At 49.4% G+C, this 26,849-nt stretch carries 24 protein-coding genes; 15 read left to right on the forward strand and 9 right to left on the reverse strand.

Annotation, left to right across the window (positions count from 1 at the left end; genetic code table 11):
- Positions 1–994: 994 nt before the first annotated feature.
- The gene (locus tag GS601_RS00420) at positions 995–1,669 is read right to left on the reverse strand and encodes a response regulator transcription factor (RefSeq protein WP_162421175.1); all 675 of its coding nucleotides are present in this window, start codon (positions 1,667–1,669) and stop codon (positions 995–997) included.
- 72 nt (positions 1,670–1,741) lie between these two features.
- Here GS601_RS00420 and GS601_RS00425 point away from each other — a divergent pair, with 72 nt between their 5' ends.
- The 6 genes from GS601_RS00425 (at position 1,742) to GS601_RS00450 (ending at position 7,156) form a co-directional block, all read left to right on the forward strand.
- Complete coding sequence (locus tag GS601_RS00425) at positions 1,742–3,130, forward strand: sensor histidine kinase (RefSeq protein WP_162421176.1); 1,389 nt, start codon at positions 1,742–1,744, stop codon at positions 3,128–3,130.
- 387 nt (positions 3,131–3,517) lie between these two features.
- On the forward strand, positions 3,518–4,858 hold the full coding sequence (locus GS601_RS00430) for a TrkH family potassium uptake protein (RefSeq protein ID WP_162421177.1): 1,341 nt from the start codon (positions 3,518–3,520) through the stop codon (positions 4,856–4,858).
- A 106-nt stretch (positions 4,859–4,964) separates the two neighbouring features.
- Complete coding sequence (locus tag GS601_RS00435) at positions 4,965–5,666, forward strand: NAD-binding protein (RefSeq protein WP_162421178.1); 702 nt, start codon at positions 4,965–4,967, stop codon at positions 5,664–5,666.
- Between the two features lie 218 nt (positions 5,667–5,884).
- Entirely contained in the window at positions 5,885–6,313 is a 429-nt protein-coding gene (locus tag GS601_RS00440; protein WP_162421179.1) for a DUF5684 domain-containing protein, read from the forward strand.
- Positions 6,314–6,317: 4 nt separating this feature from the next.
- Positions 6,318–6,545: a hypothetical protein gene (locus GS601_RS00445; RefSeq protein WP_162421180.1), complete on the forward strand. Its 228-nt coding sequence runs from the start codon at positions 6,318–6,320 to the stop codon at positions 6,543–6,545.
- A 155-nt stretch (positions 6,546–6,700) separates the two neighbouring features.
- Positions 6,701–7,156 carry a DUF2752 domain-containing protein gene (locus tag GS601_RS00450; RefSeq protein WP_162421181.1) on the forward strand — a complete coding sequence of 152 codons (456 nt, stop codon included), beginning with the start codon at positions 6,701–6,703 and terminating at the stop codon, positions 7,154–7,156.
- 10 nt (positions 7,157–7,166) lie between these two features.
- Here GS601_RS00450 and GS601_RS00455 read toward each other — a convergent pair whose 3' ends face one another.
- Together GS601_RS00455 and GS601_RS00460 are read right to left on the reverse strand one after the other, a co-directional pair.
- Positions 7,167–8,318, reverse strand: a complete 1,152-nt coding sequence (locus GS601_RS00455) for a hypothetical protein (RefSeq protein ID WP_162421182.1) — start codon at positions 8,316–8,318, stop codon at positions 7,167–7,169.
- Positions 8,319–8,431: 113 nt separating this feature from the next.
- Positions 8,432–11,797 carry a response regulator gene (locus GS601_RS00460; RefSeq protein ID WP_162421183.1) on the reverse strand — a complete coding sequence of 1,122 codons (3,366 nt, stop codon included), beginning with the start codon at positions 11,795–11,797 and terminating at the stop codon, positions 8,432–8,434.
- A 714-nt stretch (positions 11,798–12,511) separates the two neighbouring features.
- Between GS601_RS00460 and nrdR the strand changes: the two genes are divergently transcribed.
- On the forward strand, positions 12,512–13,060 hold the full coding sequence (gene nrdR, locus GS601_RS00465; RefSeq protein WP_162421184.1) for a transcriptional regulator NrdR: 549 nt from the start codon (positions 12,512–12,514) through the stop codon (positions 13,058–13,060).
- Between the two features lie 146 nt (positions 13,061–13,206).
- Positions 13,207–14,895 (forward strand): hypothetical protein, encoded by a 1,689-nt coding sequence (locus GS601_RS00470; RefSeq protein WP_238392870.1) that lies wholly within the window; start codon positions 13,207–13,209, stop codon positions 14,893–14,895.
- A gap of 73 nt (positions 14,896–14,968) precedes the next feature.
- Here the strand turns inward: GS601_RS00470 and GS601_RS00475 are convergent, their stop codons facing one another.
- A complete protein-coding gene (locus GS601_RS00475) occupies positions 14,969–15,271 on the reverse strand; it encodes a hypothetical protein (RefSeq protein ID WP_162421186.1) in 303 nt (100 codons plus the stop codon).
- Positions 15,272–15,602: 331 nt separating this feature from the next.
- Between GS601_RS00475 and GS601_RS00480 the strand changes: the two genes are divergently transcribed.
- A complete protein-coding gene (locus GS601_RS00480) occupies positions 15,603–16,139 on the forward strand; it encodes an orange carotenoid protein N-terminal domain-containing protein (protein ID WP_162421187.1) in 537 nt (178 codons plus the stop codon).
- A 61-nt stretch (positions 16,140–16,200) separates the two neighbouring features.
- Here the strand turns inward: GS601_RS00480 and GS601_RS00485 are convergent, their stop codons facing one another.
- Positions 16,201–16,854 (reverse strand): pseudouridine synthase, encoded by a 654-nt coding sequence (locus GS601_RS00485; protein WP_274381916.1) that lies wholly within the window; start codon positions 16,852–16,854, stop codon positions 16,201–16,203.
- Positions 16,855–16,882: 28 nt separating this feature from the next.
- The gene (hisC, locus tag GS601_RS00490; RefSeq protein WP_162421188.1) at positions 16,883–17,932 is read right to left on the reverse strand and encodes a histidinol-phosphate transaminase; all 1,050 of its coding nucleotides are present in this window, start codon (positions 17,930–17,932) and stop codon (positions 16,883–16,885) included.
- Positions 17,933–18,394: 462 nt separating this feature from the next.
- Between hisC and GS601_RS00495 the strand changes: the two genes are divergently transcribed.
- The 5 genes from GS601_RS00495 to GS601_RS00515 all read left to right on the forward strand — a co-directional run bounded on the left by GS601_RS00495 (position 18,395) and on the right by GS601_RS00515 (position 23,120).
- Positions 18,395–19,039 (forward strand): SAM-dependent methyltransferase, encoded by a 645-nt coding sequence (locus GS601_RS00495; RefSeq protein WP_162421189.1) that lies wholly within the window; start codon positions 18,395–18,397, stop codon positions 19,037–19,039.
- A gap of 238 nt (positions 19,040–19,277) precedes the next feature.
- Positions 19,278–19,922: a fasciclin domain-containing protein gene (locus tag GS601_RS00500; protein ID WP_162421190.1), complete on the forward strand. Its 645-nt coding sequence runs from the start codon at positions 19,278–19,280 to the stop codon at positions 19,920–19,922.
- Positions 19,923–20,127: 205 nt separating this feature from the next.
- The gene (locus GS601_RS00505; protein WP_162421191.1) at positions 20,128–21,498 is read left to right on the forward strand and encodes an amino acid permease; all 1,371 of its coding nucleotides are present in this window, start codon (positions 20,128–20,130) and stop codon (positions 21,496–21,498) included.
- Between the two features lie 89 nt (positions 21,499–21,587).
- On the forward strand, positions 21,588–22,574 hold the full coding sequence (locus tag GS601_RS00510; RefSeq protein WP_162421192.1) for a PfkB family carbohydrate kinase: 987 nt from the start codon (positions 21,588–21,590) through the stop codon (positions 22,572–22,574).
- 81 nt (positions 22,575–22,655) lie between these two features.
- Positions 22,656–23,120 (forward strand): CYTH domain-containing protein, encoded by a 465-nt coding sequence (locus tag GS601_RS00515; protein WP_162421193.1) that lies wholly within the window; start codon positions 22,656–22,658, stop codon positions 23,118–23,120.
- A gap of 75 nt (positions 23,121–23,195) precedes the next feature.
- On the opposite strand, the gene GS601_RS00520 is transcribed toward GS601_RS00515, so the two are convergent.
- The 3 genes from GS601_RS00520 to nrtS form a co-directional block, all read right to left on the reverse strand.
- Complete coding sequence (locus tag GS601_RS00520) at positions 23,196–23,681, reverse strand: gluconokinase (RefSeq protein ID WP_162421194.1); 486 nt, start codon at positions 23,679–23,681, stop codon at positions 23,196–23,198.
- Entirely contained in the window at positions 23,678–24,280 is a 603-nt protein-coding gene (leuD, locus tag GS601_RS00525; RefSeq protein WP_162421195.1) for a 3-isopropylmalate dehydratase small subunit, read from the reverse strand. Before leuD ends, GS601_RS00520 begins: the two co-directional genes overlap by 4 nt.
- 108 nt (positions 24,281–24,388) lie before the next feature.
- Positions 24,389–24,628 (reverse strand): nitrate/nitrite transporter NrtS, encoded by a 240-nt coding sequence (nrtS, locus tag GS601_RS00530; protein ID WP_162421196.1) that lies wholly within the window; start codon positions 24,626–24,628, stop codon positions 24,389–24,391.
- A 541-nt stretch (positions 24,629–25,169) separates the two neighbouring features.
- Between nrtS and GS601_RS00535 the strand changes: the two genes are divergently transcribed.
- Positions 25,170–26,789, forward strand: a complete 1,620-nt coding sequence (locus GS601_RS00535; protein ID WP_162421197.1) for a phytoene desaturase family protein — start codon at positions 25,170–25,172, stop codon at positions 26,787–26,789.
- Positions 26,790–26,849 lie beyond the last annotated feature (60 nt).

The following is a 26,849-nucleotide window of genomic DNA, read 5'->3' on the forward strand; positions in this document are numbered from 1 at the left end:
TTACTATCTCTACTCTAATTGCACAGGGCTGAGTGGCGCAGAAGGGAACGCTATTATTTCGGTCATTGTGCGTTTAAGAACCATCGATTTTGCTGGGGTGACTAGCAAACAGATAGCAACTGTCGCCAAACTCGCCGTCAATAACAATTCTGGAATGGGTTCTTTAGAACGCCGTATCAAACGATATTTTTCTATGAAAAATCGAGAAAAGAAATTAAACATCGCGGTTTTTAGTGTGAATCAACCTGTTATTTTTCTCTGTATGCCCTGCTTGTGATGTGACAGTTCAATTCATCAGCAAGGTTGTCTATCTAGTTGTCTATCTAGAGTCGCGATCGCAACCTTCAACTCAAGGTCATGATCATAAGGTCAAGATTTAGTCAGCATTTCCAATCGCGCTTTTTGATCGATTGGAGCGAGCCTTCAAAGATGAGTAACGCTAACTGCTACAATGCTTTTCTAGCCTGCTTTGGTATAGGCAGGTCAAGAACTGAATTTCAGTGTAGAGTCGTTGATGCAGATGGCTTTGCTGAGTTTGGGAAAATTGGTTGTGGGGCATTGCGGTGATAGATACGTAAGTTCTAATTCGCGCGTTTAACAAATCAACAATTTGTGGTAGAGTGACCCCGCTAGGCTGCCTTACTTGGTGAAATAAAGCTTGAATAATAGGTAAAGTTGATGCATCAGAAAGGCAAGATTTTGCTTCTTTGACAACGATAGTCATTGTTTACCTTCCTCGATTTTTAGGGTTAGATTGTTACACGATCATAGAAAGATTGTTGCGCGATTATAGAAAGCCGATCCTTGCTGTGGAACAAGAATCGACCTGGATATCTTTGGAGATCCGATATTTCTAGAGTAAGGTTTGAATGTTAGGAAACCGAGTCTAAATTGAGGGGAAATCGGGGGGATATATTTTTGGCAAGCTATTAACTTGGTAGCCATTGAGATTGCGGCTCCCGCCACCCCAACCTTTTTATTTTGGGATCGGCTATCAGATTTGCTTCAAACGGTATCCTAACCCATGCACCGTTTCGATCAGATCCTCAGCCGTTCCTGCCTCCCGCAATTTTTGGCGGAGCGTTTTGATGTGAGACTTAACCGCTTCTTCAGAAGGAGGATCTTCGAGCGACCAGACCCGCTCGATAATTTCGGGACGGCTCCACACTCGCCGCCGACTCGAAACTAGAAGCTCTAAAATCGCATATTCTTTGGGCGTCAAATTCAAAACTTGGTCGCTGTAGGTTGCTTCGTAGGTCATTGGGTTGATCGATATATTACCCCATGTGAGCGCAGATTCGGCGCGAGAAGTTCCCCGTCGCAGCAGCGCTCGCACTCGCGCTAACACCTCGCGTAAAACGAAGGGCTTGACCATGTAATCGTCGGCTCCAGCATCCAAACCAATGATCTTGTCATCGATCGTATCTCGTGCCGTGAGCATCAAAATAGGCAAATTGATCTCGCGATCGCGGATCAGTCGGCAGAGTGTGATCCCGTCGAGTTTTGGCAGCGTCACATCGAGCAGTACCAAGTCATACTCCAGCGTCTTCACGCAATGCCACCCTAAATCACCGTCGTGCGCCACATCAACGACATATTGGCGACTGGTGAGGGCTTCGGTTAACAAATCAGCGATCTGAACATCATCTTCAACCACTAGAATCCGCATTGAAGGTTAATATTTTGAAATAGGACTCTGCTACTTCTATAGCCTAAAGGACAGTAAGACCTTAGGACAACGATGAAATGGAAATGGTCACGGGAAGGAAAATGGGTTGTTGGCGGCTACCTGCTGGCATTCTTGCTAACCGGCGGGACAAGCGCCATCTCCTATCAAAACGCGGCTCGGCTCGCAGAAAGCACCACAAAGGTAAAACGCACTCAAGAAGTGATTGGAACACTGCTTGGCATTCTGGGCACGTTGAATGAGGCAGAATCAGGACGGCGAGGCTACATTCTTTTAGGAGACCGGGCAGAGCTAGATCGCTATCAGCTTGCCATCACAAAACTCGATCCCGCGATCGCTCGGTTACAAACGTTGATCCAAGATCATCCCGCTCAGCAGCAGCGACTTGCCGACTTAAAATCGCTGATCGAGCAACGGCTAGTGATTTCTAAAACGTCGATCGAAACCTACCAAACCGGGGAAGCCCCAACCACTCAATCTCGGTTAGGGACGGCTAGCAGCCGCAATCGCGCTGACATTCATCAGGTCGTCAGCACCATGCAAGATGAAGAGGGAAAGACCCTAGAAATTTGGGTAGAACAATCTCAGTCGAGCATTCAAGCGCGGATGCTGATTGAGCTTTTAGGTAGCGTCGTCTCATTTGGAATTCTTTTAGGAGTGTTTGGCTTGCTCTATCGCCAAACCCTAAAACGCCAGCAAGCAGAGAAACGGGAACTGATCCTCGCCCAAGAAAAAGAACTAGGCGAACTAAAGCTTCAATTTTTCTCGATGACTTCCCATGAATTTCGGACGCCTCTGAGCATCATTCTCGGTTCTGCCGAACTGCTAGAAGATGCTTTGCGCCCGATCGTCGAGCCGCCCAAACTCAAAAATCTCTACCGGATTCAGGTTTACGCCCAGTTGATGACCGGCTTACTTGCAGACGTGTTGATGCTCTCAAGAGCCGAAGCAGGGCGCTTAGAGTTTCAGCCTAAATTGGTTGAAATGCAGGCGTTTTGCCTCAATCTTGTTGAAGATATCCAAGTGCTCGGCACGGCACGCCATCCCATTCGGTTCGTAAAACAAGGGCAGGTTACTCATGCGTGGATAGATGAACATCTGATGTACTCGGTTTTAAGCAACTTGCTATCGAATGCGATCAAATATTCCCCAGAAGGTAAAACGGTTGACTTTACGCTTGTTTGTGAGCCAGATTCTACAACTTTCCACATTAGGGATGAGGGAATCGGGATGCCGCTAGACTTACAAGAAGTGTTATATCAACCGTTTCAACGGGGCGAAAACGCTAAAAAAATCTTAGGCACAGGCTTAGGATTAGCCCTAGTTAAAAAATGTCTCGACCTGCATCACGGGCAAATTACTGTGGACAGCGAAGTCGGAGTTGGAACGCAGTTCACTGTAAAAATTCCTCAGTCTCAGACTGAACTTAGCGATCAGCGCTAGTAAATTGTCAACGTTGAGTTGATGGGTGGAGGGGTAAGAGGGTGGATGGGTAGATGGAGATGTTACCCATCCACCCATCCACTTATCGATTCCTCCACTCCTCCACTCCTAGTCCCCCATTTCAATCTTGATAGACCACTAGAGACCCCTGGCAACTTCTCCAAAATTGCCCATCTGCGCCCGGTTGGGTGCTGCGATCGCGGCTTATAATTTAACCTCAGTTCGATCGCGCCCAGCGCTTCTATCACCCCTGTGTGAACCAGCAGGCTAGGAGGAAGCTGGCGACCGTTAGTTCACAATACCAACTCCGTTAGGTCATGATACGCCTGGCGAAGTTCTGCATGCAGGCGGTTCTCAGGTTCAGTTTGTCCCTCATCCCTTCTTCCCATGACCGTTTCCCGTACCATTTGCTTAGGCTTCTTAACGGTGATCACAGCCGGTACATTGCTTCTGATGTTGCCCCTCTCAACTACAAATGCAGGGTGGAATCATCCCATCGTTGCCTTATTTACCGCCACCTCTGCGGTGTGTGTAACCGGGCTGTCGATCGTGGATGTGGGTCAGTTCTACACATTTTGGGGACAGTTGTTCATTGTTCTTTTAGTGCAAGTTGGTGGCTTGGGATACATGACTGCAACCACCGTTCTGCTGTTGATTTTGGGACGACGATTGGGGCTACGAGACAAAATTGCTATCCAACAATCGCTCGATGTGCAAGGGCTATCTGGTTTGTCTGGCTTGCTGCGATCGATCATCGCCACAACCCTGTTTTTTGAAGTGGCGGGCGTGGTGCTGTTTATGCCAATTTTTTTGCCCCAGTTTCGGGATCGTCCTGCGATCGCGCTGTGGCAGTCTATTTTTCACAGCATTAATGGGTTTAACAATGCGGGGTTCAGCCTATTTTCTGACAATTTGATCCAATATGCTGCCAACCCCGCCCTGGTAGTGGTAATGAGCGGGCTAATTGTCTTTGGCGGCATTGGCTATCAGGTGATCATGGAGATGTATTTGTGGGGACGCGATTGCACCCAAAATGCCTCTCGTAAATTGCTCTTTTCGCTAAACTTCAAAATTGCGATCAGTACAACGTTATTTTTGCTAGGGGCAGGAACGCTCGCCTTTTTTATGACCGAGTTTCGCAATCAGCAAACCATCGGCGGCTTGGACTGGTCAGGAAAATTTTTGGCAGCTTGGTTCCAATCAGTGACAACGCGCACGGCAGGCTTTAACACGATCGACACAACGAAGATGACGACCGCAGGGCTATTTATTACGATCGCACTGATGTTTGTGGGTGCGAATCCGGGCAGTACGGGCGGCGGCATCAAAACCACGACCGTGCGAGTGTTGGCAAGCTGCACAAAAGCCGTGCTGCAAGGCAAAGAGGAGGTGCTGTGCTATAACCGGCAGATTCCGAATGCGTTGATCTTTAAAGCGATCGCCGTCTTGATGGGATCGATCGCCACGGTTGTGATCGCCACAATCTTAATTGCCCTGACCGATCCAGAGATTGGTTTTATTGGCATTTTGTTTGAAGTGGTTTCTGCCTTTGCGACGGTAGGGCTATCGGCAGTGGGAACCGCAAATATTTCAGTGCCTGGGCAACTGCTACTGATTCCTGTTATGTACGTTGGGCGAGTCGGGGTCTTGCTGATGATGAGCGCTATTTTGGGCGATTCTAAACCCAGTTTTGTCAACTATCCTGAAGAAAATTTGCTCGTTGGTTAACCAATTCAAACTATGATCAAATCTACCCTCTGTTGTCTGATGGTCGCTTCGCTACTGGCGACGTTTTCTTCAGCAACAGGTCTCTATCATTACACTGGAGAAGTTTGTGAATCTGTCTTCACTAAGTTTCTTTCATAGTTTGCGCGCTGATCGCAAAAACAAGCAATTTGCAGTTATTGGGTTAGGGCGGTTTGGGCGCGCCGTCTGCGGTACGCTGCACCATGCAGGGCACGAGGTTTTGGCGATTGACACCGACATGTGTAAAGTTGACCAAGCGTTGAGCGATCGCATCGTTACCCACGCTAGACAACTCGACTCGACTCAACCAGCGGCCCTAAGGGAAGCTGGAATTTTTGAGCAAGATACGGTGATTGTGGCAATCGGGAACTATGTGCAAGAAAGCATCATTACCACGCTCAATGTCAAAGAAGGGGGGGTGCGCCATGTGGTTGCCAAGGCGTCTTCAGAGATTCATGAAAAGCTGCTTAAGAAAGTTGGGGCTGATCATGTTGTCTTTCCAGAGCATGAAATGGGCTATACTCTAGCGCGATCGCTCACCAAACCGGGCATCTTAGAGCGCTTTGATCTCGACCCAGAACACAGCATCGTTGAGCTAATTATCCCAGAGAATTTTGGCGGTAAAACGATCGCCGAACTCCAACTTCGGGCTAGATATCGGCTAAACCTCCTCGCATTTAGTCACAACGGCAAATTTATCATCAATCCTGACCCTCATACTCGGCTGTTGACCGGGACTGCGATCGTGGTCATTGGGTCAAACAAAGATATTGACCAGTTGCCGATCTAAGCGGTTTGTTCATATTTAGCGCATGTTCTGAGGGTTGGAACGGTCTATCTACTCACACCTGATTCGATTTGGGTGCCTGTTCACCTAGATTAAGAATCGTAATTTTTTGATGCATCTGTGGTGAGGTCGCCTACATTGTTCCTGCCGTTTGACAAGCGAGTGAATCAGGAATTAAAGGGCACTATTGAAGACAACCAAACACTGATCATCTAAATCTTATGGAATACATGTTCATTCACCCGGTCATTGGTCTCATGCCAATGCTATTAGCTCAATTGGAAGATTCTGCTGATTCTGTTGCTAGCGCTGGCACTTCAGCCATAACGCTGTTGTTTTATGCGATCGCATATGTGTTTTTCTCGTTTTGCACTTGGAAAATTTTTCAGAAGTGCGGTACTGAGAATGCTTGGTTTGCTTGGATTCCCGTCCTAAGCCTCTATGCCCTGTTTAAAACAGTGGGGGATGAAAAAGCGGTTTTGTGGACGGTTCTCAGCATCATTCCGTGTGTTGGCATTGTGTCTGCCGTGATGTCGATCGTGGCGTGGGTTAAAGTGTTTCAAAAACTGGATAAGTCTCCTTGGCTACTGTTGCTCTGCTTGACCGGAATCGGTACCTTTTTCGTATTTGGCTATGTCGCCTTTGCTTAATGCCATGATGACGTTTAAATCTAGAAAAGCTCTTTTCTCGCTGTTGCTTGCCCTGTTTGCAGGTGGCTCATTGGCGGCTTATTCGTCGTCTGAAGCAAACTTTATGCTCAAAACGATCGAATTGTTAGTGATTCAACAAATTGGAGCCGCAATCATTTATCTTGCTTGCTTTGCACCAGATTTGTTGCGACCGTCTAGTTCACGCAAAGAGTCTCCACTAAAATCAAATTAGGGTTCATGGTCGAATAGAATTTCACAATAACATTTCACAATGGATGCAACCCACATGCATGATTGCCAAACTAATGCAGATAACAGGATTAAGCACCTCTGTGCGGAATCGAGCTAAACCCATTGCCTGTTGCATTCATCTGTGGAATTAGTTCTATGCCGTTATCTCAACGCCACCGAGTTAAACGATATTTTTATTTAGCGATCGCACTTGTTCCCCTGATCGGCAGTCTAACCTTGAAATCCGGCATTCCATTTCTAGGCTGCCCACTAAAATATTGGGTTGGCATTCCTTGCCCAGCATGGGGGTTAACAAGAGCATTCATTGCGATCGCTCATGGGCATCTCAATCAAGCTGCTACTTATCATTTGTTTGCGCCAGCGTTGTTTCTAGCATTTCTAATTTTAATCATTCACCTGTTATTAGAACTGGCTTTAAACAAATCTCTTAAGCCGCGTTACATCACGCTTTTCCATCAATCTAACGTGCAAATTTTTCTGTTACTACTGTTGTTTGGCTATCACGGTTCACGAGTTTACCAACTGACCAAGATCGGAACCCTCCAAAGTGATATTCTTGGGTCACCTTTTGGGCGCGCCATGTTCCATTGATCCCCTCGCTTCAGGCAGGCGAGATCGCAATTCGCAACAGCACCTCCCAATCTGACTCAGGCGCAATTTTGCCATCGGGTCCTGGCTCTACAACAACGTTGTACTTCGTACCGGCAAGCACATTTTCAGCGAGTTGCCTCAGCAGATCTCGATCCAAATTTGGGCGTCTCTCTAGGGTAGGGCTGTCCGGATCAACGCGATTGATCCTGGCAAATTCCTGGAGTTCATTATCGATCGAAAAGTTGACCCGTAACTCTAAAACCCGCTCACCCCCAAACAGCGCCGGATCAAGTTGATCAGGATCAATCCGAATCGGCTGAATTGAATTGACCAACGTGGCTGCTTTAGCACTCGTCTGACCGCGAGCAGACGCCGGAATTGTTAGCTCACCCACGATCTGCCCCTGATAAGTCTGTGCGCCTCCTGGCGGGGTCAGTTTGTCTGGCGAACCCACAGGGTCTTGCGGAGAGGGAGCCTCTGGAGCGCCAACTGGCTCTCCGGTTGTTGCAGGCTCCGAGGGGCGAGGGGTCGGCGTCGTAGGCTCTTCCCGATTTTCGCTTGTCGGAAGTTCTGAAGGACGAGGGCGAGCAGAAGTCTGAGGATTTGGGGTAGAACTTGCGTCCGGTAGCGGAGATGAATTAGTGACCGGACGAGGCTGCTCTGAAGGCAGGGTGCTTGGGTTGGGCGATCGCTGAGCCGTGGGCGAAGGCGCTGTGGACGCTTGTGGCTGAGCGGGCTGAGGTGAGAGTGACGGTTGCAACTGCTGGGGTGAAGGCGTTGGGCGATCGCTCGACGGAGACGGCGGTATGCGTTGGATGGAAGCTATGGCTGAAGACGGGGCGGAAGAGTCGGGTGGAGGGGGCGCAGATGGTGGGAGAGGAGAACTCTCTGCCGGGGGTTGAGATGGCGCGATCGCATCCGCATTGCCTTCTGCGGTGATCACGCTTTCACGTCTAGCCACCGCTTTGGGATCGATCTCAACAAATTCGATGGGCTTTGAAGAGCTACCCGCAGCTTGCAACCTCGAAGGCTGGGCAAGATACCACCGCCCAATCAGCAACACTGCCAAATGCAGAGCTAGCGACCCCGCCACCACCACTAGCCAAAACAGGGGAGAATCGCTGCGATCACGCTGACGATCGGAGGTAGAAAATTGCGTCATACACACCCAACCCAACAGAGACGAAACTAAGCGAGTTTTAACTCTGAATCTGATGCCTCGTTTTCAGAGTTAATTCCCTTCTATCCTAGTCTCTGATTGTGGGTTTCGGTTCCCTAAGCGGTAGCTCTGAGCGCTGCCACATCGTAAGGATTGACGGAAAATGTCAGAACGGTTTCGTCTACCCCTTTTAGTTTCAACGGAGTCTCTTTCGTCATGATGTCTTCATCAAGATAATCTGCAACCGCTGCCGAGACCAAAATTGCGCCCGGTTGAGCCGCTTCTTGGAGACGAGCAGCAATGTTGACGCTGGGCCCAATGGCCGTATAGTCAGAGCGTTCGTCACCGCCAAACATGCCCACGACAGCCGTGCCTTGATGAATGCCACACCGAAACTGGACGCGGCTAATCCCTTGAGCCTCCCACCGAGTATTGAGATCCTCTAGGGCAGCATACATTTGCCGGGCCGCCGCGATCGATCGCCTGACTTGTTCGTTAGGCGAGAGTTCTTCTGGCGCACCAAAAATGGCTAAAATTGCATCGCCCATAAATTTATCAACCGTGCCACCGTTGGCAAAAATGGTGCGGGTCATGCAGGCAAGGTATTCATTAAGCAACTCGGCAACTCGGCGCGATCGCAGCGTGTTCGAGAGTTGGGTAAAGCCCACAATATCGCTAAACAGAACCGTCACCATGCGCGGTTCGGGGCGCAAATCTAAGGACAGTTCCCCTTTGGCGGCTCGTTGCACAAGGCTGGGAGGCAAGAACCGGCTGAGAACCGATTCAGTTAGGTATGTATTAAGTTGCGACACACGCTGTTCGTTCTCTTTGAGCGAGAGCAAATTTCGCACTTCGGCTAGCAGTTCGCGATCGTTAAATGGTTTTGACAAGTAGGCATCGGCTCCCCGCTCAACTCCATCAATTCGGGTGTCTTCATCTGCTTTTGCAGTCAGCAACACTACCGGAATTCCTTTCAAATCTTCCTGTTCTCGAAGCATCCGAATCAGGTCGAGACCAGAGACTTTAGGCATCATCAGATCTGTCACAATCAGCGAAGGGCGCAGCGTTTGGGCATGTTCAAAGCCTTCCCCGCCGTTGCGAGCAGTCCAAACAAGATAGCCTTGTTGGCGCAAGATACCTGACACATAAGAGCGCAGATCAGGATTGTCGTCTACCACCAAAATTCTCGGTTGGTCGGAGGTGTGGGGCACAACCAATTCAGGAGTGGGTAAAGCGTCTGACGAATCTGCAAAGTCCTGAAGCTCTGTTTCCAGATCTGCTAATTCTACAGAGGCACGGCTCGGTTGCACTGCGGCTAAGGTGTCTTGCAGTTGCTCAGACGGCAGATGAGCCGAGCCAGTTTGGAGGCAAATTGTAAAACTCGTGCCCTCACCGTAGGTCGATTCGACATGAACCTGCCCGCCATGAAGCTCTACCAACTCCTTCACCAGCGCCAGCCCCAAGCCCGTGCCCTCATAGCTCCGATTGGCAGAGCCTTCTGCTTGGCGAAACCGCTCAAACAAATGAGGAACCTGATCCTCGCGAATCCCAATGCCGCGATCGCGCACCTGCAAAATGCACTGATCGCCCTCCAGCCGTAAGGCAACCGTCACACCTTTACCGGCGGGTGTAAACTTCATCGCGTTAGACAGCAAATTATACAGCACTTTGTCAAACTTTTCGGCATCGAGATACACCGGAGGACACTCGCTCAACTCGGTCGAGAGGGTCAATCCTTTTTTCTCGCAGTAAGCGCGGAACGTTTCCACAATCTGGGTCACAAAATCCGTCAGGTTGCACGCCTGAAACGTGGGCTGCATTCGCCCGGCATTGAGCCGCTGCAAATCAAGCAGTTGGTTTACCAATCGGAGCAGGCGGCGGGAATTTCGCAGCGCGATCGTCGATTGCTCGTAAGATAAGCCGTTCTGCTGCGCCACTGCGCCTTCGAGCGGTCCCACCATCAAGGTCAGGGGCGTGCGAAACTCGTGGGAGATATTTTGAAAGAACTCGGTTTTTTGGCGATCGAGTTCGATCAGTTTTTCGGCTTGCTGGCGTGTCGTTTGGTAGAGGCGCGACTGTTGCACTGCGATCGCAGCTTGAGCCGCAACCGACTGAGCAAGCTGAATCTCCGACCCCCGCCAATGCCGAGGATGATGGTTTTGGCGCAGCGAAATACTGCCGATAATCTTACCATCTGCAAGCAACGGCACAACTAGCAGCGCACAGGTCGGAGACCGAAATTCAGCATGATCCAACTCTGGATGGTTGGCTAAGCTATGCATCACGACTGGTTGCTGCGTCGCAATCAATTGCTGTAAGACCGGATTTTCTGTAATCGGAATGGTCGATTGGGGCAGGTCATCGTGTTCTGACGGGTCTTGCCAACTGGCATCATGCAACCCCACACACCGGACGAATTCATCCCCTTCTGACCATAGCGAGAGGGCACAACCATCGACCTGTAAACCCTGACCGAGTTGTTGAGTAATCGCAGAGAAAATTTTCTGCGGATCAAGGCTCGACCGAATGGCAGTAGTAATGGTGTTGATTAAGGCTTCCCGTTTTGCCAACGCCCGGACTTGCTCATAGGCACGCGCTTGAGACAATGCCAGGGCAGCTTGGTCTGCCACCATGCCCAAGAGTTCTACTTCGTCGGGCTGCCATGGGCGCGGTTCACCGCAGGCATGGAGTGCCAGCATTGCCATCAATTCGCTTTGAAAGACAATCGGCACGATTAAGCTAGAGCAAATGCCAGCTTGCTGATAAACCGAGCGAAGCCCCGCTTGCCCAATGCGATCGTCGGTTTCGCTCGCTTGAATAACTTCGATCTGAGTCGCTTTCCATAAGGTAGAGGCAAGCACCACAGGAGGTTCGGTGTTGCCGAGAGAAAAGTTGAAGTCTTGAGCCTCAAATTCTCCGTCTTTTACAGACCGGATGATCGCATGGCTGGCGTCTAGCGTGCTGCCCACCTTCTCGACGATCGTCTGCAAAATTTCTTGGTAGCTTAGGGCACTGCGAATGGTGCTGGTAACCGCATTGAGCAGGGTCTCTCGGCGCAAGGTACGGCGGAGTTCTTGCGTTCTCGCTTTCAGGACATTGTGGGTATCAGCCGCCTGCCGAACCACGAGTTTCAGTTCTTCATCGTCCCAGGGCTTGGTGACATATTTAAACACCTTTCCAGAGTTGATGGCTTCTACCAGGTCTTCAACATCGGTATAACCTGTTAGAATAATCCGGATAATATCTGGATATTTAGCCGCAGTGAGGCTCAAAAATTCTGTGCCGCTCATGAGGGGCATTCGCTGATCGGAGATGATCACTGCGACATTAGGTTCTTGCTCTAAGAGTTGGAGCGCTACGGGTCCGCTTTCTGCCTTAAGGACTCGAAACTCGCGGTGAAAGGTGCGATACAACAAATCAAGATTATCTGGTTCGTCATCAACGACCAAAAGTTTCTGCTTTTTAACATCATGAGCGTTCATGCATCACACTCCTGCTGCGAAGGCACGACAAGAAACTGAGGTAGGCAGAGCGTAACTCGCCCCAGCGCCCACCGGGAACACGATCCGAATCGCTGTCTCATAAGGGGATTTATAGGGTTTGATTGAATGACCAGGATGCCCGAACTGGTTTTGCCCAAGAGGTTGGCAAGACCACATAGGGTTGAGTAGCACCAGAGTGGTGAAGAACGTTAGGGTATAGCGGTACATCAGCGCGGGGGACGATGGGCTGATGGGAAGACACAATCTAGGGGGAAAGGATTGTTTCAATCTTCTTTAGTCAAGTTGCCCTCGTTGCGTCAAGTTCTAACGAATGTGAAGAAAATTTTGTGATCAAGATCGCTGAACCAAGGAGATCCACGTCAGAGCTATGGTGCGATCGCGAGGGGCTTGCTTTCGGAGGAAAGACTCTTGCAGCATGCTTTGCAGGGTAGGCAGGCAGTGGGCAGAAGCTGGCAACCGACCCTGATCGCCTGGAAAACGACGCTGCCGATAGCGGAAGGAAAAAAGTTTTGAGACTTAGTACACTAGCGGTATTATGGGACTTATAAGACGCAAGCCGACTTGGGAACGTTTTACCCTGCTGCTACTCTGCTGTTGCCTATGGAAGGATTTACAACAGGATGAGGAGAGATTCAGATTGACCCCTAGCGCCTAGGGATTCGTGAGCTACTATTTCTTTGGTGAATAGAAATTATGCGGTGTCCTGTTTGTCATCATCTCGAAAATCGGGTTTTGGAGTCGCGATCGGCGGAGAGTGGGCAGAGTGTCCGCAGACGGCGAGAATGTTTGAAGTGTACCCATCGCTTTACCACCTATGAACGGATCGAGTTTGCGCCGATTGTGGTGATCAAGCAAGGCGGGGAGCGAGAGTCGTTTGACCGTGCGAAACTGCTGCGGGAAGTGATCCGCTCGTGCGATCGCAGAAACGTTTTAGACTCTGAGATCGAAGGGCTAGTGAGTGGGGTAGAGGCAGATTTGCAGCAACGCACCCATCGCGAAATTGAGAGTCGTGAGATTAGCGAATTGGTGTTGCAGCGTTTGCGATCGCTCAGTGAAGTAGCTTATATTCGCTATGCGTCTATTTACTGCGATTTTGAGAATGTTGAGGGGTTTGTTGAAACGCTTGGTCGGTTGCGCTCTGACTCTACTGATTTACCCTCTGAGCCAACGGCGGTGGGTGAGCTTTCGAGTGTAGAGACAGAGAGTGCTGAGCCGAGTTTAAGTTTGCTCACGGACAGATAGTCTTCCGATTCGGCTTGCTATGCTAAGGGGTGCTCGAACAGAATCAAAGGTCACGACCCATCGAACCTGCATCGCGCGATTCGTCTGATGTCGGGTTTTGGTCGTCGTCCGATCGCTGTGTTCCCATCCTTTATCGAGCCGTGCTTATGTTGCACTCTACGTTTTCTGATGCCCTTGAGACAGCGCTTCAGCGTGACATTGTTGGGCAGATGGTCATTGGTCAATATCGCTTGTCGATCGGATCGAAGCAGGGTGTGCTGCTAGCGATCGCAGATACACCAGTAGAGCCGCCAAAACTCAGACCTGCACCACTGAGCCAATTACCCGCCGCTTTTCCTGAACTGATCGGACGCCAAGTAGAACTGGAAAGGGCACGATCGGCGTTGCAAGAAGGTCAATCCCTTGAGATTTACGGAGAGTCGGGCGCGGGAAAATCAGCGTTTTTGCGGCATCTCATTGTTCAGCCGCGAGTCAAATTACATGGGTTGAACCCATTGTTTTATATTAGTCAACCCCTGACCGCGCCAGAGATTCTACAGCGCCTGTTTGATGTTTTTTATGAAACGCCAAGACGAGCCGCGCGATCGCTCCCCGAAATCGGACGAGCCCTGGGTCAGCACCGGGCTGTGATTGTGATTGATTACCCAGCATTACCAGAATCTCAGATCAATCAGATCAAAGCCGCGTTGCCCTATTGTCGTTTGATTGTTGCGTCTAGAGAAAGGCGATTTAGTGCTGCTGATGTTGCGATCGCACTACCGCCTTTAAGCCTGCAAGATGCCCAAACCCTGATCGAACGAGAGTTAGGGCAACCAGCTTACCTATCGGATCGCCTGACGCTAGAGCAGCACTCTGAGCTAGAAACAATTTGGCGCTTGTTGGATGGAAATCCTCAACGGTTGCTCCAGGCGGCGGCACTTGTGCGAGAAGATCGGGTTTCTCTAGAGCAAACCTTGCACTATATTCAAACGGATGATCCCATTCGTACGTTTACGCGCTTGAGTTTGGCGTCGCTTCCAAAGGCTCAGCGATGGATTGTTGCGCTTTTGACCGCCACGGCAGGTATTGGGCTAAAAGCCGAACAAATTGCGGCGATGGTAGGTCCGCCCAATCCGTACCCAAGTTTGCAGTCGCTTTTACAACGGCATCTCATCCAATTGAGCGACGATCGCTACAGTTTGGTAGATAGCTTAGCCGATGTACTGCAAGCTGATTTTAATGCAACGCCATGGATGGAAAGAGCGATCGCTCATCTTATTCCCTGGGCAGAAACTCATCAGCCTCACCATGACGCAATCTTGGAAGAGCAGGCTGTGTTGATGAATGGTCTGCATTGGACAATGGAGCAAAAGCGGTGGAGGGATGGGTTGCGCCTGATATCAGCCATGGAGGTAGCGCTGATTATGGGTAAACAATGGGAAGCATGGCGACAGACCCTTCGCTGGAGCTTGAAAGCAGCGTGGGCACTCAACGATCAACATACCGAAGCCTGGGCAATGCATCAGCTAGGAACGCTAGCATTTTGCCAAGAAAAAATTCCAGAAGCTTACGATACCTTGACCGAAGCGCTAAAGATTCGTCGAGCAAATTTTGGTAACGAGTTAGCGACAAATTTAACGCGCCACAACCTCGATCAAATTAAAAAAACACTGTTGCCACAAAGCTTTAAAGATCCCACACTCCGGCTTAATCAACAGCGCACCTACCGAGCTTTGGCGCTAATTGGTCTCTTAGTATTCTTGATCTCAGTGGTGATTGGGTCAACAATTTCACGATGGCTGACTCAAGAGCCACCGGGCGGAGGTACAGTCAACCCTGCGCCATTGCAGAAGTAGGTGCCTTCGCCCAAGTCTTGAGTTTATCAGCGATCGCTCGATTGGGATCTGTTGCCTAGCGACGGCTGCTAAATTATTTTTCGTTGCCCGAAATTGGATTCACTTCTTTAGCCATTGCCTTATAGTCACTAGGATCGCTAGTCGATTCTGCTTTTATGTCTCCAGTCTCAGGAACCTCAAGCTGATGAGAGCTAACCGCTTCAGCCGCTTTAGCACCTTCTTCGGATTGATCGATCGCACTCACGCTCAGTTCCTTGGAGGCTTCATAGTCTGCCGAAACGTCAACATTTGGAGCCGGACGATCGCCGCTGCTGATCTCTTCCGTCATTTGTTCAGCGTCGTAAGTTTGATTGAAATCTTTATCAGTTTCTGACATAACAAACTCCTGTAATTGTGAATTCTACAATGGGGTGATAATGGCGCGATCGCAATAAATCTCGGCGCAACTAACCGCGTTTAGACATGAGAGAACCTTCAGCGATGAGAGTCGCCAATTTCTGCAAGAGCGCGTTGCTTAGATCCGAGATTACTGTCACCCTATCAGAGGTGTACCCCATGTCTTAAACCTTCCGAAGGGGGATTTGCGATCTCTTTCGTTAGACAGATTAACGTGCGATCGCAAGTTCGTTCTAGAGAAAGGCGACGCCTAACCGTCAAACCTGATACACCTTGAAGCGACCGAATCGTTTATCGCTGGAGAACAGGACATGGCAGAGTCTGCAAATCAAAACACGGAACGGACTGACTATTTGGATGAGAACACTTTAAAGGCAGTTGAAACTTACGAAAAGCTGGGGACTGATAATAAACTAGCGCTTCTATATTACGTGTACGAAAAGATGGGAGATTCGGTCACACCCGCAGACCCCACCGCCGCCGAGCCAGAATTGTCGCCGGTTTTGATGGATAGTTTTTACAATCTTTCTCACACCGATCAACTCAATGCAATGCGTGACATTGTGAATTGTGCTGATACAGAATACTCGCGTGCCTACGGTGCGCTGAAGGAAAACAATCAGCTTCTGGTGTGGTTTGATTGGGCAGAGCGTATGGGTGACACAGTTGTGGGAATGCCAAGCGACTACAACGTGCCTGAATCAGTTAACACTAGCCTCGGTCAAATTGAAGCACTTGAGTTTGAGCAACAGATAACACTACTGCGAGAAATTGCACGCGGTATGGGTCACACTGATGTGAAACCGATTCCAACCCAGACAGAAACCGGAAAAACATCAAGCTTGTAATCCCTGATTTGCTACTTGCTGCAACACTTTGATCCTTAGTTTCTAATACTTTGTATGAAGCTTATCTGTCGGAGCGGGTCTGTCTTCGATGGAGAAGCTTGAGAAGAGGATCTAACTCTTCGGGCGTTAGGTCGCGCCATTGCCCAGGGGCAAGCCCGGTGAGACAAAGTTCAGCATTTCTGTTTGAGACTGAATCTACCAAGCCCTTTAAGAGCGCTACTCTCACTAGCCGTAGGGTGGGAAATCCGATGGCGGCGGTCATGCGTCTAACTTGCCTATTTTTGCCCTCAGTGAGCGTGATTTCGATCCAGGCTGTCGGGACATTTTTGCGAAATCGGATTGGCGGATCGCGGGGAGGAATGTCAGGTTCAGGAATAAGCGACACCTGTGCGGGGCGAGTGTTGTAATTTTGGATCTTGATGCCTTGGCGCAGGTGAGCAAGGGCTGCTTCGGTCGGGATGCGATCGACCTGTGCCCAGTAGGTGCGCGGATGCTCAAATTTTGGGTTGCTTAATTGGTGCTGAAGTTGCCCATGATTGGTAAGCAACATTAGCCCCTCGCTGTCGTGATCGAGACGACCAACCGGATAAACATCAGTAACTGGAATAAAATCTTTGAGTGTTGATCGTCGTTGCTCTACTGGGCTGTCATCGGTAAATTGACTCAGAACATTATAGGGTTTGTAAAATAAGAGATAACGATAAGACATAGGCATGATGATTCGTTTCTTTATTAGGACAGGATTAGAACAGGTCACGCAAAGTTTCGACTAAGCGTTGGTTTTGCTCATCTGTCCCGACGGTGATGCGAAGCTTATCGTCTAGCCCAGATTGATTAAAATAACGGACAAGAATTCCTCGATTTTTTAATTCTAAATATAGATCTTCTGCGCGTTTTGCTGTGGAAGTGGCAAGCACAAAATTTCCATGAGACTCTGCGATCGCAAATCCTAAATTGATCAGATCCAGCGTTAAACGCGATCGCGAAGTTTTCACCTTCTCAGCACACGCATTTTTGTAGGCTTGGTCGCGCATTGCGGCTGTTCCAACCAGCGTCGCGATCGCATCAATATTGTAGCTATCTTTTACCTTAAATAACCCCTCTAGCAGCGTTGGATTGGCAATTCCAAACCCCATTCGCAATCCGGCTAATGAATATCCTTTTGACAAGGTTCGCAACACAATTACGTTCTGAAACTCAAACACTAGCGATAACGCAGAATATTCAGAAAAGTCAACATAAGCTTCGTCAATCACCAATACGCCAGTCAACTGTTTCGCTAATTTTCGCAACTCATCAAGCAACACAACATGACCCGACGGGCTATTAGGAGAAGCAATAAACGTCACTGCTCCTTTCGCGGCAACAAGTGCATCAATCGGAAGCGCAAAGTCTGATGGGTAGGGGATCTCAATCACTTCCGCAGGCTGCATTGCTGAGAGAGTGCCGTATAAAACGTAGGTTGGAGTTGGGTAAACGATCGTGCGATCGCTCCCTTCGCCACATGCCCTCACCACCACATTCAGCATGTCATCACTGCCATTTCCTACAATCACCCAATCGGCAGGAACACCGAGCGCATCGCTGACAGCCTCGCAAAACTCGCGTGCAAACGGGTCGGGGTAGCGGCGGAGCCATTCACCATCGAGAGCGCGGAGCGCTTCTAGCGCTTGAGGAGAAGGCGGATAGGGATTTTCGTTGGTGTTGAGTTTGATGATCGACGTTCCAGGTTTGGGCTGTTCGCCTGGAATATACCCCTTCATAGCTGCGATCGTAGGACGAAAGTAACTCATAGCGTTTGCAGAAACCAATCGTGCGATTATTGATGGCGTGAAGTGAACTGTTGCAATTTAATTAAAATTTAGATTTTACCGTGTGAATCAACAGGCGTTCTAAAAACAGCAGAATTTGACTTAAAACCTGCGATCGCATCATCAATAACCCTAAAAATAACTACAAATAAAGTACTGAAAATTGTTGAGAGGTCTGGTGTCCTAAGACTGCATCAACAGCCGTCTCATCCCAAAGAAGCATCACTAATCCAGATTAGTCCCAGATTGGACTTTTACTCAGTCGGGAGAACTACGACCATAGATAGAAATGCCTAAAAATCGTCATTTTGTCATTTCTATGTCACATTTACCTTCGATTCTAGACACTAGACCAGCCATGAATTACCGTCTACAAAAATTGTCAACATTGTTTCAAACAACATTGTTTCAAAATAGTTGTCTATCCCGTTTGGAAATTGCCTTATGAACACCTCACGATTCTGCCACACACCACCCCAGCGATCGCTGAAGGTTTTGATTGCTGGATTTGGCTTGGTTGGTTTGCTCGCAGCAGGCTGCACCCAAGATCGCACGTTTGATGCAGGAACTCAAGCCACTCCTACTCAGCCTGCGACTGCCTCTCCCCAAGTCCAAAAAGACGTGCCCTATGTTCCCACTCCCCAAGAGGTGGTGAATGAGATGCTGCAACTGGCAAATGTGGGTCCAAATGACGTGCTCTACGATCTTGGCAGTGGTGATGGGCGCATTGTGATTACTGCCGCTCAAAAGTTTGGCACTCGTGGAGTTGGTGTTGATATCGATCCAGAACGGGTTGCAGAAGCCAACGCGAATGCTCAGACTGCTGGAGTTACCGATCGCGTGGAGTTTCGCCAGCAAGATCTGTTTCAAACTGACTTACGAGAAGCAACTGTTGTAACACTTTATCTGTTGCCAGAAGTCAACCAAAGACTGCGCCCCAAACTCTTCAGCGAACTGAAACCCGGAACTCGAATCGTCTCCCATGCCTTTGATATGGGCAACTGGAAGCCTGAGCAAGTCCGCCAAGTTAATGGACGCACCGTTTATTATTGGACTGTTCCTGAAACTATTCCTGAGAATTTACGGTAATCGCAGTTCTATCATCGAGGGATTTCCAGTTGCCATTCAAAAGCAAGAGCGACATGTTGCGTTTTATGTAACTTATGGCAGGTGAATTTATTCTTCTTTTGTGATTTCATTACTGTTGTAGTTGCTGTATAAATTGCATAACTCAGTTATCTTCAGCCAGCTACCATAGGCGGATGGATGGTCAAAAATCTTTTCGATCCGCGTCTTAAGTCTTTTGTTGAAATTTAGGAGATTCGTCATGAACCGTTCTAGTCACGTTAGTTTAGTCACATCTTTTCAGACCCTGGTTTCAAAGTCATCTAAGGGTATCGTAGCTAGCCTTGCTCTTTTGCCGATCGTGGCGGCATGTGCCACCCCCACAACGCAAACACCCGAAGCCGTGCAACCGGCTCCAGAGTCTCCCATCGCAACCACTCCAGAAACAACCCCAGCCCCGACTACAGGTGCTGCTCAGACGGGTGACAATATTGTAGAAGTGGCACAGGCGAACCCATCCCTGAGCACCTTTGCTTCTGTGGTTGGTGAAGCCGATCTGGGGGACACGTTAGACGGGGATGGTCCGTTCACAGTGTTTGCGCCCTCTAACGAAGCTTTTAATGCAGTTCCGGCTGAAACTCGTCAGCGCCTTCTACAGCCTGAAAACCGCCAAGTCCTTCGTCAGGTGTTGACCAATCATGTCGTCCAAGGGCAACGGCTGACGGCGGCGCAAATTCAACCCGGCTCGGTGCAGACTGTGGCAGGCAACTCGGTTGATATTCAAGTACCGCAAGCTAATCAGGTTAGAGTTGGGGAAGCCACAGTCACTCAGCCTGATCTGGTGGCAAGTAATGGTGTGATTCACGTCATTGATCAAATTCTTTTGCCTCCGAATTTCAACCTATAACTCTTGCATTGCTTGATGTGCTGGTAAGTCTCTAAAGACTGCGTTGAATTTGACTTGAGCTAGTTGAGTGAGTCCCAAACAATTGTGGGGACTCACTTAAAAGTGTGTGCTAAGGCTTTGCACTCCCACAACCTGGCACTCCTGCTAGCTGACAGGTTGCAGTCTACTTAAACCGAAGAAGGTGAAACCGATATAAGGTGCAGTTGTGAGTAAATCTGAAAATTTTGGTCGGGTGAAGATTGCCTCAATGGAGCAAGCCGCAGCCCCCAGACCAACTCTTAGTTCGGCAGATGCGATCGCATTGATTGTCGGGATTGTGATTGGGGCAGGTATTTTTGAAACGCCGAGTCTTGTGGCTGCCAATGCCAATGGCGCAACCATGGTGCTGTTGATTTGGCTGGCGGGGGGTATCGTATCTTTGTTTGGGGCACTGTGCTACGCCGAACTTTCTACAGCCTATCCTCACGTTGGTGGAAACTACTATTTTCTTAAGCGGGCATTTGGGCAAAACCTGGCATTTTTGTTTGCTTGGGCGCGGATGGCAGTGATCCAAACTGGATCGATTGCCCTATTAGCCTTTGTTTTTGGCGATTATGCGTCCCAACTTTGGCGGCTTGGGGCTTCATCATCATCAATCTATGCAGCGTTGGTTATTATTTTTTTCAGCATTCTTAATATCATAGGATTGCATCAAGGCAAAACGATGCAGAATGCATTGACAATTGCAACAGTGCTAGGGTTGGCTTCTGTAATCGTAGTTGGATTGTTTTTAAGTAGCGCTCCTATTAGTCCGCAGGTGGTAGCTCCATCAACTGGAACGTGGGGATCGGCTATGCTTTTTGTTCTCTTGTCGTATGGCGGGTGGAATGAAGCGGCTTATATTTCCGCAGAGATTCGCGATGGGGAACGGAATATTGTGCGATCGCTGCTCTGGAGCTTGGGCATCATCACTGCCCTTTATTTGCTGATTAATCTGGCGTATCTACGTGGGTTGGGGCTAGATGGCATGGCGGAATCTCAGGCGGTCGGTGCCCAACTGATGCGGCAAGTATTTGGAGAACCAGGGGCAATCTTTCTCAGTCTTTTAGTTGTGATTTGTGCCTTGGGTTCCCTCAATGCCACCATCTTTACCGGGGCCCGAACAAACTATGCCTTGGGGCAAGACATTCTCCTGTTCCGGTCTCTAGGTCGCTGGCAGTCTGCCTCAAGTACTCCCACAACAGCGCTGATTGCCCAGGGTGCGATCGCGCTGTTTTTAGTGGGGTTAGGCACATTTACTCGAAACGGCTTTGAAACAATGGTTGACTACACTGCCCCTGTGTTTTGGTTCTTCTTTCTATTAAGTGGCATTTCGCTCATCGTACTGCGGTTTCGGGAACCCCAGCGATCGCGCCCCTTTCGGGTTCCCTTCTACCCGATTACACCGATTGTTTTCTGCGGGTTCTGCGTCTATTTGCTCTATTCCAGCGTGGTGTATACCGGCATTGGGGCAACGGTCGGAATTGCAGTGGTTGCCCTCGGTGCGCCGTTGTTGTATTTGAACAGCAAACTCCACGACAAAGCGAGAGACATTTAGGCAGTCAACAAACGGAGGAATTAAGAGTTTCTTTAGGTTTAGAGCAATCGGGGCAAATAAACTATAGAGGACACTTCAAGGAAACGTCTGTGCTGAATCCTCGTGTAATCTGCCTCGGCGAAATCTTATTCGACTGTATTTCAAATCAACCTGGATCTCCTCTTGAATCGGTCACATCGTGGACTTCCTACCCCGGTGGTGCCCCTGCAAACGTTGCCTGCGCTTTGGCGAAATTAGGCACTCCATCGGCATTTGTGGGATGCGTCGGCGAAGATGAAGCAGGGCGATCGCTGGTTGATTTGCTGCAAACCCTTGGGGTAAACACGACCGGAGTGCAATATCATCCTCAGGCTCCGACGCGCACGGTACTTGTGCTGCGATCGCACACTGGCGATCGCAGTTTCGTGGCATTTGGCAATGAGCGATCGTCAGATGCATTTGCCGATACGCATCTTCAAGCGGCACATCTACCCGTAGAGTTGTTTCAGCAAGCGGATTACTTGGTGCTCGGCACGTTGGAGTTAGCGTATCCCGAAAGCCGAGCCGCGATCGCGCAAGCCCTGTCTCTCGCCGAACAATTCTTTGTCAAGGTGGTGCTAGATGTCAACTGGCGTCCGGTGTTTTGGCACGAGCCAGACATGGCTCCCTCGCTGATTCATGAGATGATCAAGCGTATCGATTTTCTGAAGCTATCCGAGGAAGAAGCTGAGTGGCTGTTTGACACCACCGACCCAGGCGCGATCGCGTATCGGCTTGGCTCGGTCGAGGGGGTGCTGGTTACCAAGGGCGAACACGGCTCAGCCTATTGCCTCAGTGCAAACGAAGGGACGGTTCCGACCTTTGAGGTTGAGGTTGAAGACACAACGGGTGCCGGAGATTGCTTTTTGGCGGGGTTTGTCCATCAGCTTTGTCAGCACAACTTGCACGAGATTAGAGATCCGCAGGTGGCTCGGCAAATTGTGGAGTACGCAAATGCGGCAGGGGCGCTAACGACGGTGCGGCGGGGCGCGATCGCGGCTCAGCCCAGCCCCGCAGAAATCGAAGCCTTTTTATTTCTACGCAACCAAACAAGCTGAAATTGCACGATTCAAGCACACCAATTTCAGCACACCAGTCCAAGCACACCAATTTCAGCACACTAGTCCAAGCGCACATCAATGATGGAAATTGAGCGTAAATTCTTAATCAGCAGCGACGCGTGGCGCACCTTGGCAACGGGGACGCTCTATCGTCAAGGCTACATTCCATCTACCGATGGACGAACAGTGAGAGTGAGAATCGTCGGACAGCAAGGCTATTTAACGATCAAAGGGAAAACTCAAGGCATCAGCCGAGCAGAGTTTGAATATCCGATTCCGGTAGATGATGCCACCCAACTGCTAGACACGATTTGCGAACCGCCTCTGATTGAAAAATATCGTTATCGTATCCGCTTAGATAGCGTGTTGTGGGAGGTCGATGAATTTTTAGGAGAAAACCAGGGGCTGGTTATAGCCGAAGTGGAATTGGAGACTGAGACTCAAGCGATCGCGTTGCCCTCTTGGGTTGGGCAAGAAGTTTCTGGGGATTTGCGTTACTACAATGCCAACTTAGCGAAGCATCCGTTTCAGCGCTGGAGCTAAGATTCGCCATCATTCTTGTAGGTGAAGCGTTCTTGGGAAAGCATTTTCTAGGTAAAGCCTTGCCACAGGCGTCGTTTATGGTCTCAGCGCTTGATGAATCTGATCGACTACGTGCGTTACAGGCTGATCGACATTGACTACGATCGCATCGATGGGTTCTTCTAAAGTTTGAAGCTGACTCTGCAACAGCGTAAGCGGCATAAAATGACCCTCGCGCCGCTCCATGCGTTCTTTCAACAATGCCTCAGGCGCTTTGAGGTAAACAAGCCTAACCTGATCGCAGTCTTGTTTTAGGTGCGATCGATACTTAGCTTTTAGAGCAGAACAGGCTAAAACGAGATTCGTGTTGCTCTCAAGTCTATGGGCGATCAGCGATCGCATCGTTTCTAACCATGGCTGGCGATCGGCATCGCCAAGCGGAATGCCCTGGCTCATTTTGTCGATATTGGCTTGAGGATGAAGCTTGTCTCCATCAATAAAGTCACACTCTAGGGCATTTGCAAGCTGTTTGCCGATCGTCGTTTTGCCAGAGCCAGCAACGCCCATCAACACCACAATCATGAAGCAACACTCCACCGGACATAGGGCAACCGAGCCGCTGTAGCGCTAATCTGATCGGCTTGCGCCACCAACTGACCGCAGGCATCCCAGGTGCCAGCCACAAACATTTGACGAGACCCTTCGCCCATCGCCACGGGAGCCACGACGCCTTCACAGGTAACTTGCATCGTCTCAAGATCTACCGTGATTTGAGCTTGAGGATTCGCACTCAGCCGTTCTTGTAGGTGTTTCGTCACGCTGGGATCGGCGGTTACACAGGGAAGCCCAAGAGCGACACAGTTGCCAAAAAAGATTTCGGCAAAGCTCTCTCCAACGATCGCGCGGATGCCCCACTTTGCGATCGCTTGAGGCGCATGTTCGCGGCTCGATCCACACCCAAAGTTACCGTTCACAACCAACACCATTGCGCCTTGATAGTGTGGCAAATCAAAGGGGTGCTGTCCGCCTCGTTGAGCACGATCGTCGGCAAAGACCTGTTCGCCCAATCCATCAAATGTGACCGCCCGCAAAAACCGAGCCGGAATAATCCGATCGGTATCAATATCATTTCCAACGAGGGGAATTCCCCGTCCTGTAACGGTTCTAACTTCGCTTACCATAGAACAACCTCTGCTTGGAATCTACCAGTATAGAACGGATCAAGCCGCACGGTGGATAGGGTTGCGATCTCCCATCGAAGGCAAAGATAACAATTTTACTAACCCGTTTCAACGGCGCGATCGCTGAGCGGCACTGGTATATTGTCCGTGAATGCTGACGAAATAGGGCACACAATAAGTAAGCATTGCAGAAATCCAGCGATCGCGGCTCATCTGTCCATCAATCAGCGCACGACCATGATTTAGCACCAGCAAAAGCGTCCCAATTACCAGTGCCACTTTGAATGCGGTAGGGGCAAATCTGGGGTTGGTGAGGCTAGCAAGAAAGCCTTTAAGAAATTGCATCATTGGTTCAAATCTATCCTGCAAGCAGAATTATTGCATCATTCTCTAAGAAGCGACGATGGCTAACAGAATTGAAATCGAGTTTAAATGTGTTCTGCAAGCAGAATTGTTGCATCTTCACAAGTTCCTCAACTTCTTGTTTTAAAACTAAAAATTAAGAGGTGTTAACCTGCAAACCGCTGCAATCACGGGTTGCGGTCACAATACATGTTCCACAAAATCTTAACTGCCAAGGTGCGTCTGATCCCACTCAGCACGAGTGAAATGCTGCGAACAGCTTTACTCAACCGAAGGCACCGCAGTCTCATCGGCAGTTTTATTGATTGTTTGATCAATTCAAGATGGATGCAGCATTCACCTATTCAATGTTGTGGATTGATGTTTGTGAATTGATGTTTGTGGATGAATTTATCCCACGCTGCTTCGTCGTTGCTCAACAGAGCGATTCTTTTTCAAACCTTCTCTTTTCCAAACGGTAATGACAAATCACTCGTGACAACTAACCCTGACAAACATTCAAATTGACACTTAGTTAGAGGTCTCTATGGAAAGCTTTGATTATGTAATTTTGGGCGCAGGACTCGGTGGACTCTCGACCGCCGCTTGTTTAACGCGGCAAGGCAACCGGGTTTTGGTTTTAGAAAAACATTATCTGCCGGGCGGTTGCTGTCACACTTTTGATTATGGGCAATACCGCTTTTGTGCCGATGTTCACTACATTTCCCAGTGCGATCGCGGACAAACAATCACCCAATTTCTCAACTATATCGAGCGAGATGTGTCCTTCAATTCGCTTGACCCAGACTGCATTGATCGGGTCATTACTCCCGATGCCGATTTCAACATTCCCCTCGGATGGGAAAATCTTCGCCAACGCTTGCTCTCTACCTTCCCCGAAGAATCGACCGCCATCGATCGCTATTGCGATGAAATTAAACGCCTCCATCAAGACGTGCGTCAGCTTGTCCACGAAATCCATTGGTACAACCAAAAATGGACAGACTGGCTAAAGCTGCCAAAGTATTGGAACCTCTTTCAAAAGCGGAATTGGACGCTGCAAGATTTGTACGATCGCGTCGGACTTTCGCCCAAGTTACAAGCCGTCTTAGCAGGACAAAGCGGTGACTATGCTTTGCCTCCTAACGAGATCGCCCTGATGACCCATACCTCCCTCGTGTGGGACTATTCCGAGGGCGCTTACTATCCTCAACATCACTTCAAACAGTTTGTCGATACGATCGTCGAAGCGATCACAGCAGGGGGAGGTGTGGTTAAATTTTCCGCCCCTGTTGAGCAGATTCAAGTTAACCAAGGGAAAATCACAGGTGTGATTGCCGAGCAAAACGTTTACGAAGCCAAGAAAGCCTACATTAGCGATCTCGATCCAAAACTCACGGTGCAGTTAATTCAAGATGGCAAAGCACTCAGCGATCGAGAACGCAAACGACTCACTAATTATGAGTATTCTGCAAGCGCTTTCAATATCTATTTGGGATTGGATGAGCGCTTTGATCCACAACACTATGGGATCGGAAACTGGAACATCTGGTACTACCCAACCGGAGATCTCAATCGAGAATATCAACAACAGCTAGAAGGCAAGCTTGATCACCCGTGGATCTTCCTATCTTGCCCAACCATGAAATCCAGTGAACCGGGCATGGCTCCCCCAGGGCATCATGTGCTAGAAATCGCAACGGTGTGCCCTTATCACCCCTTCGAGCGTCTCCACACAACCGATCCGAAAGCCTACAAAGCCAGGAAGCGTGAGGTTTATCAGCAGATCATGCGGAGTGTAAAAGATTTGATTCCTGATATCGATCGCTACACCCGCATGAAAGTTTATGGAACACCAACCACCAGCGAGTTTTATCTTGGGCAGCCCCAAGGCAATATTTACGGTGCTAAGCTGATCCCCAAGCAAGTCGGCTTAAATCGCCTGGGTTACAAAACCGAGTTGCCAAACCTCTTCTTTGTTGGCGCGAGTGCGGGTTATCCTAGCGTTCCGGGGGTGATCGGCAACGGAATGGATGTTGTTGAGATGCTGACGGGTCAATCTGTCTGGAAATCTGCTCCAGGCTCGAAGCCACCTTCTTCTACTGTGCACAAACAAAATTTAAACCCTGCTGATCAAGAAGCAACAGTTAGAAACCGTATCAGGTAGTAGAGGGTAAACATTACAGCCGTTTGAAATAAACGTCAATTCATGGGACTGGAGATGTGC

It is taken from the genome of Myxacorys almedinensis A (assembly GCF_010091945.1).
In the GTDB taxonomy this organism is placed as follows: Bacteria; Cyanobacteriota; Cyanobacteriia; order Leptolyngbyales; family Leptolyngbyaceae; genus Myxacorys; species Myxacorys almedinensis.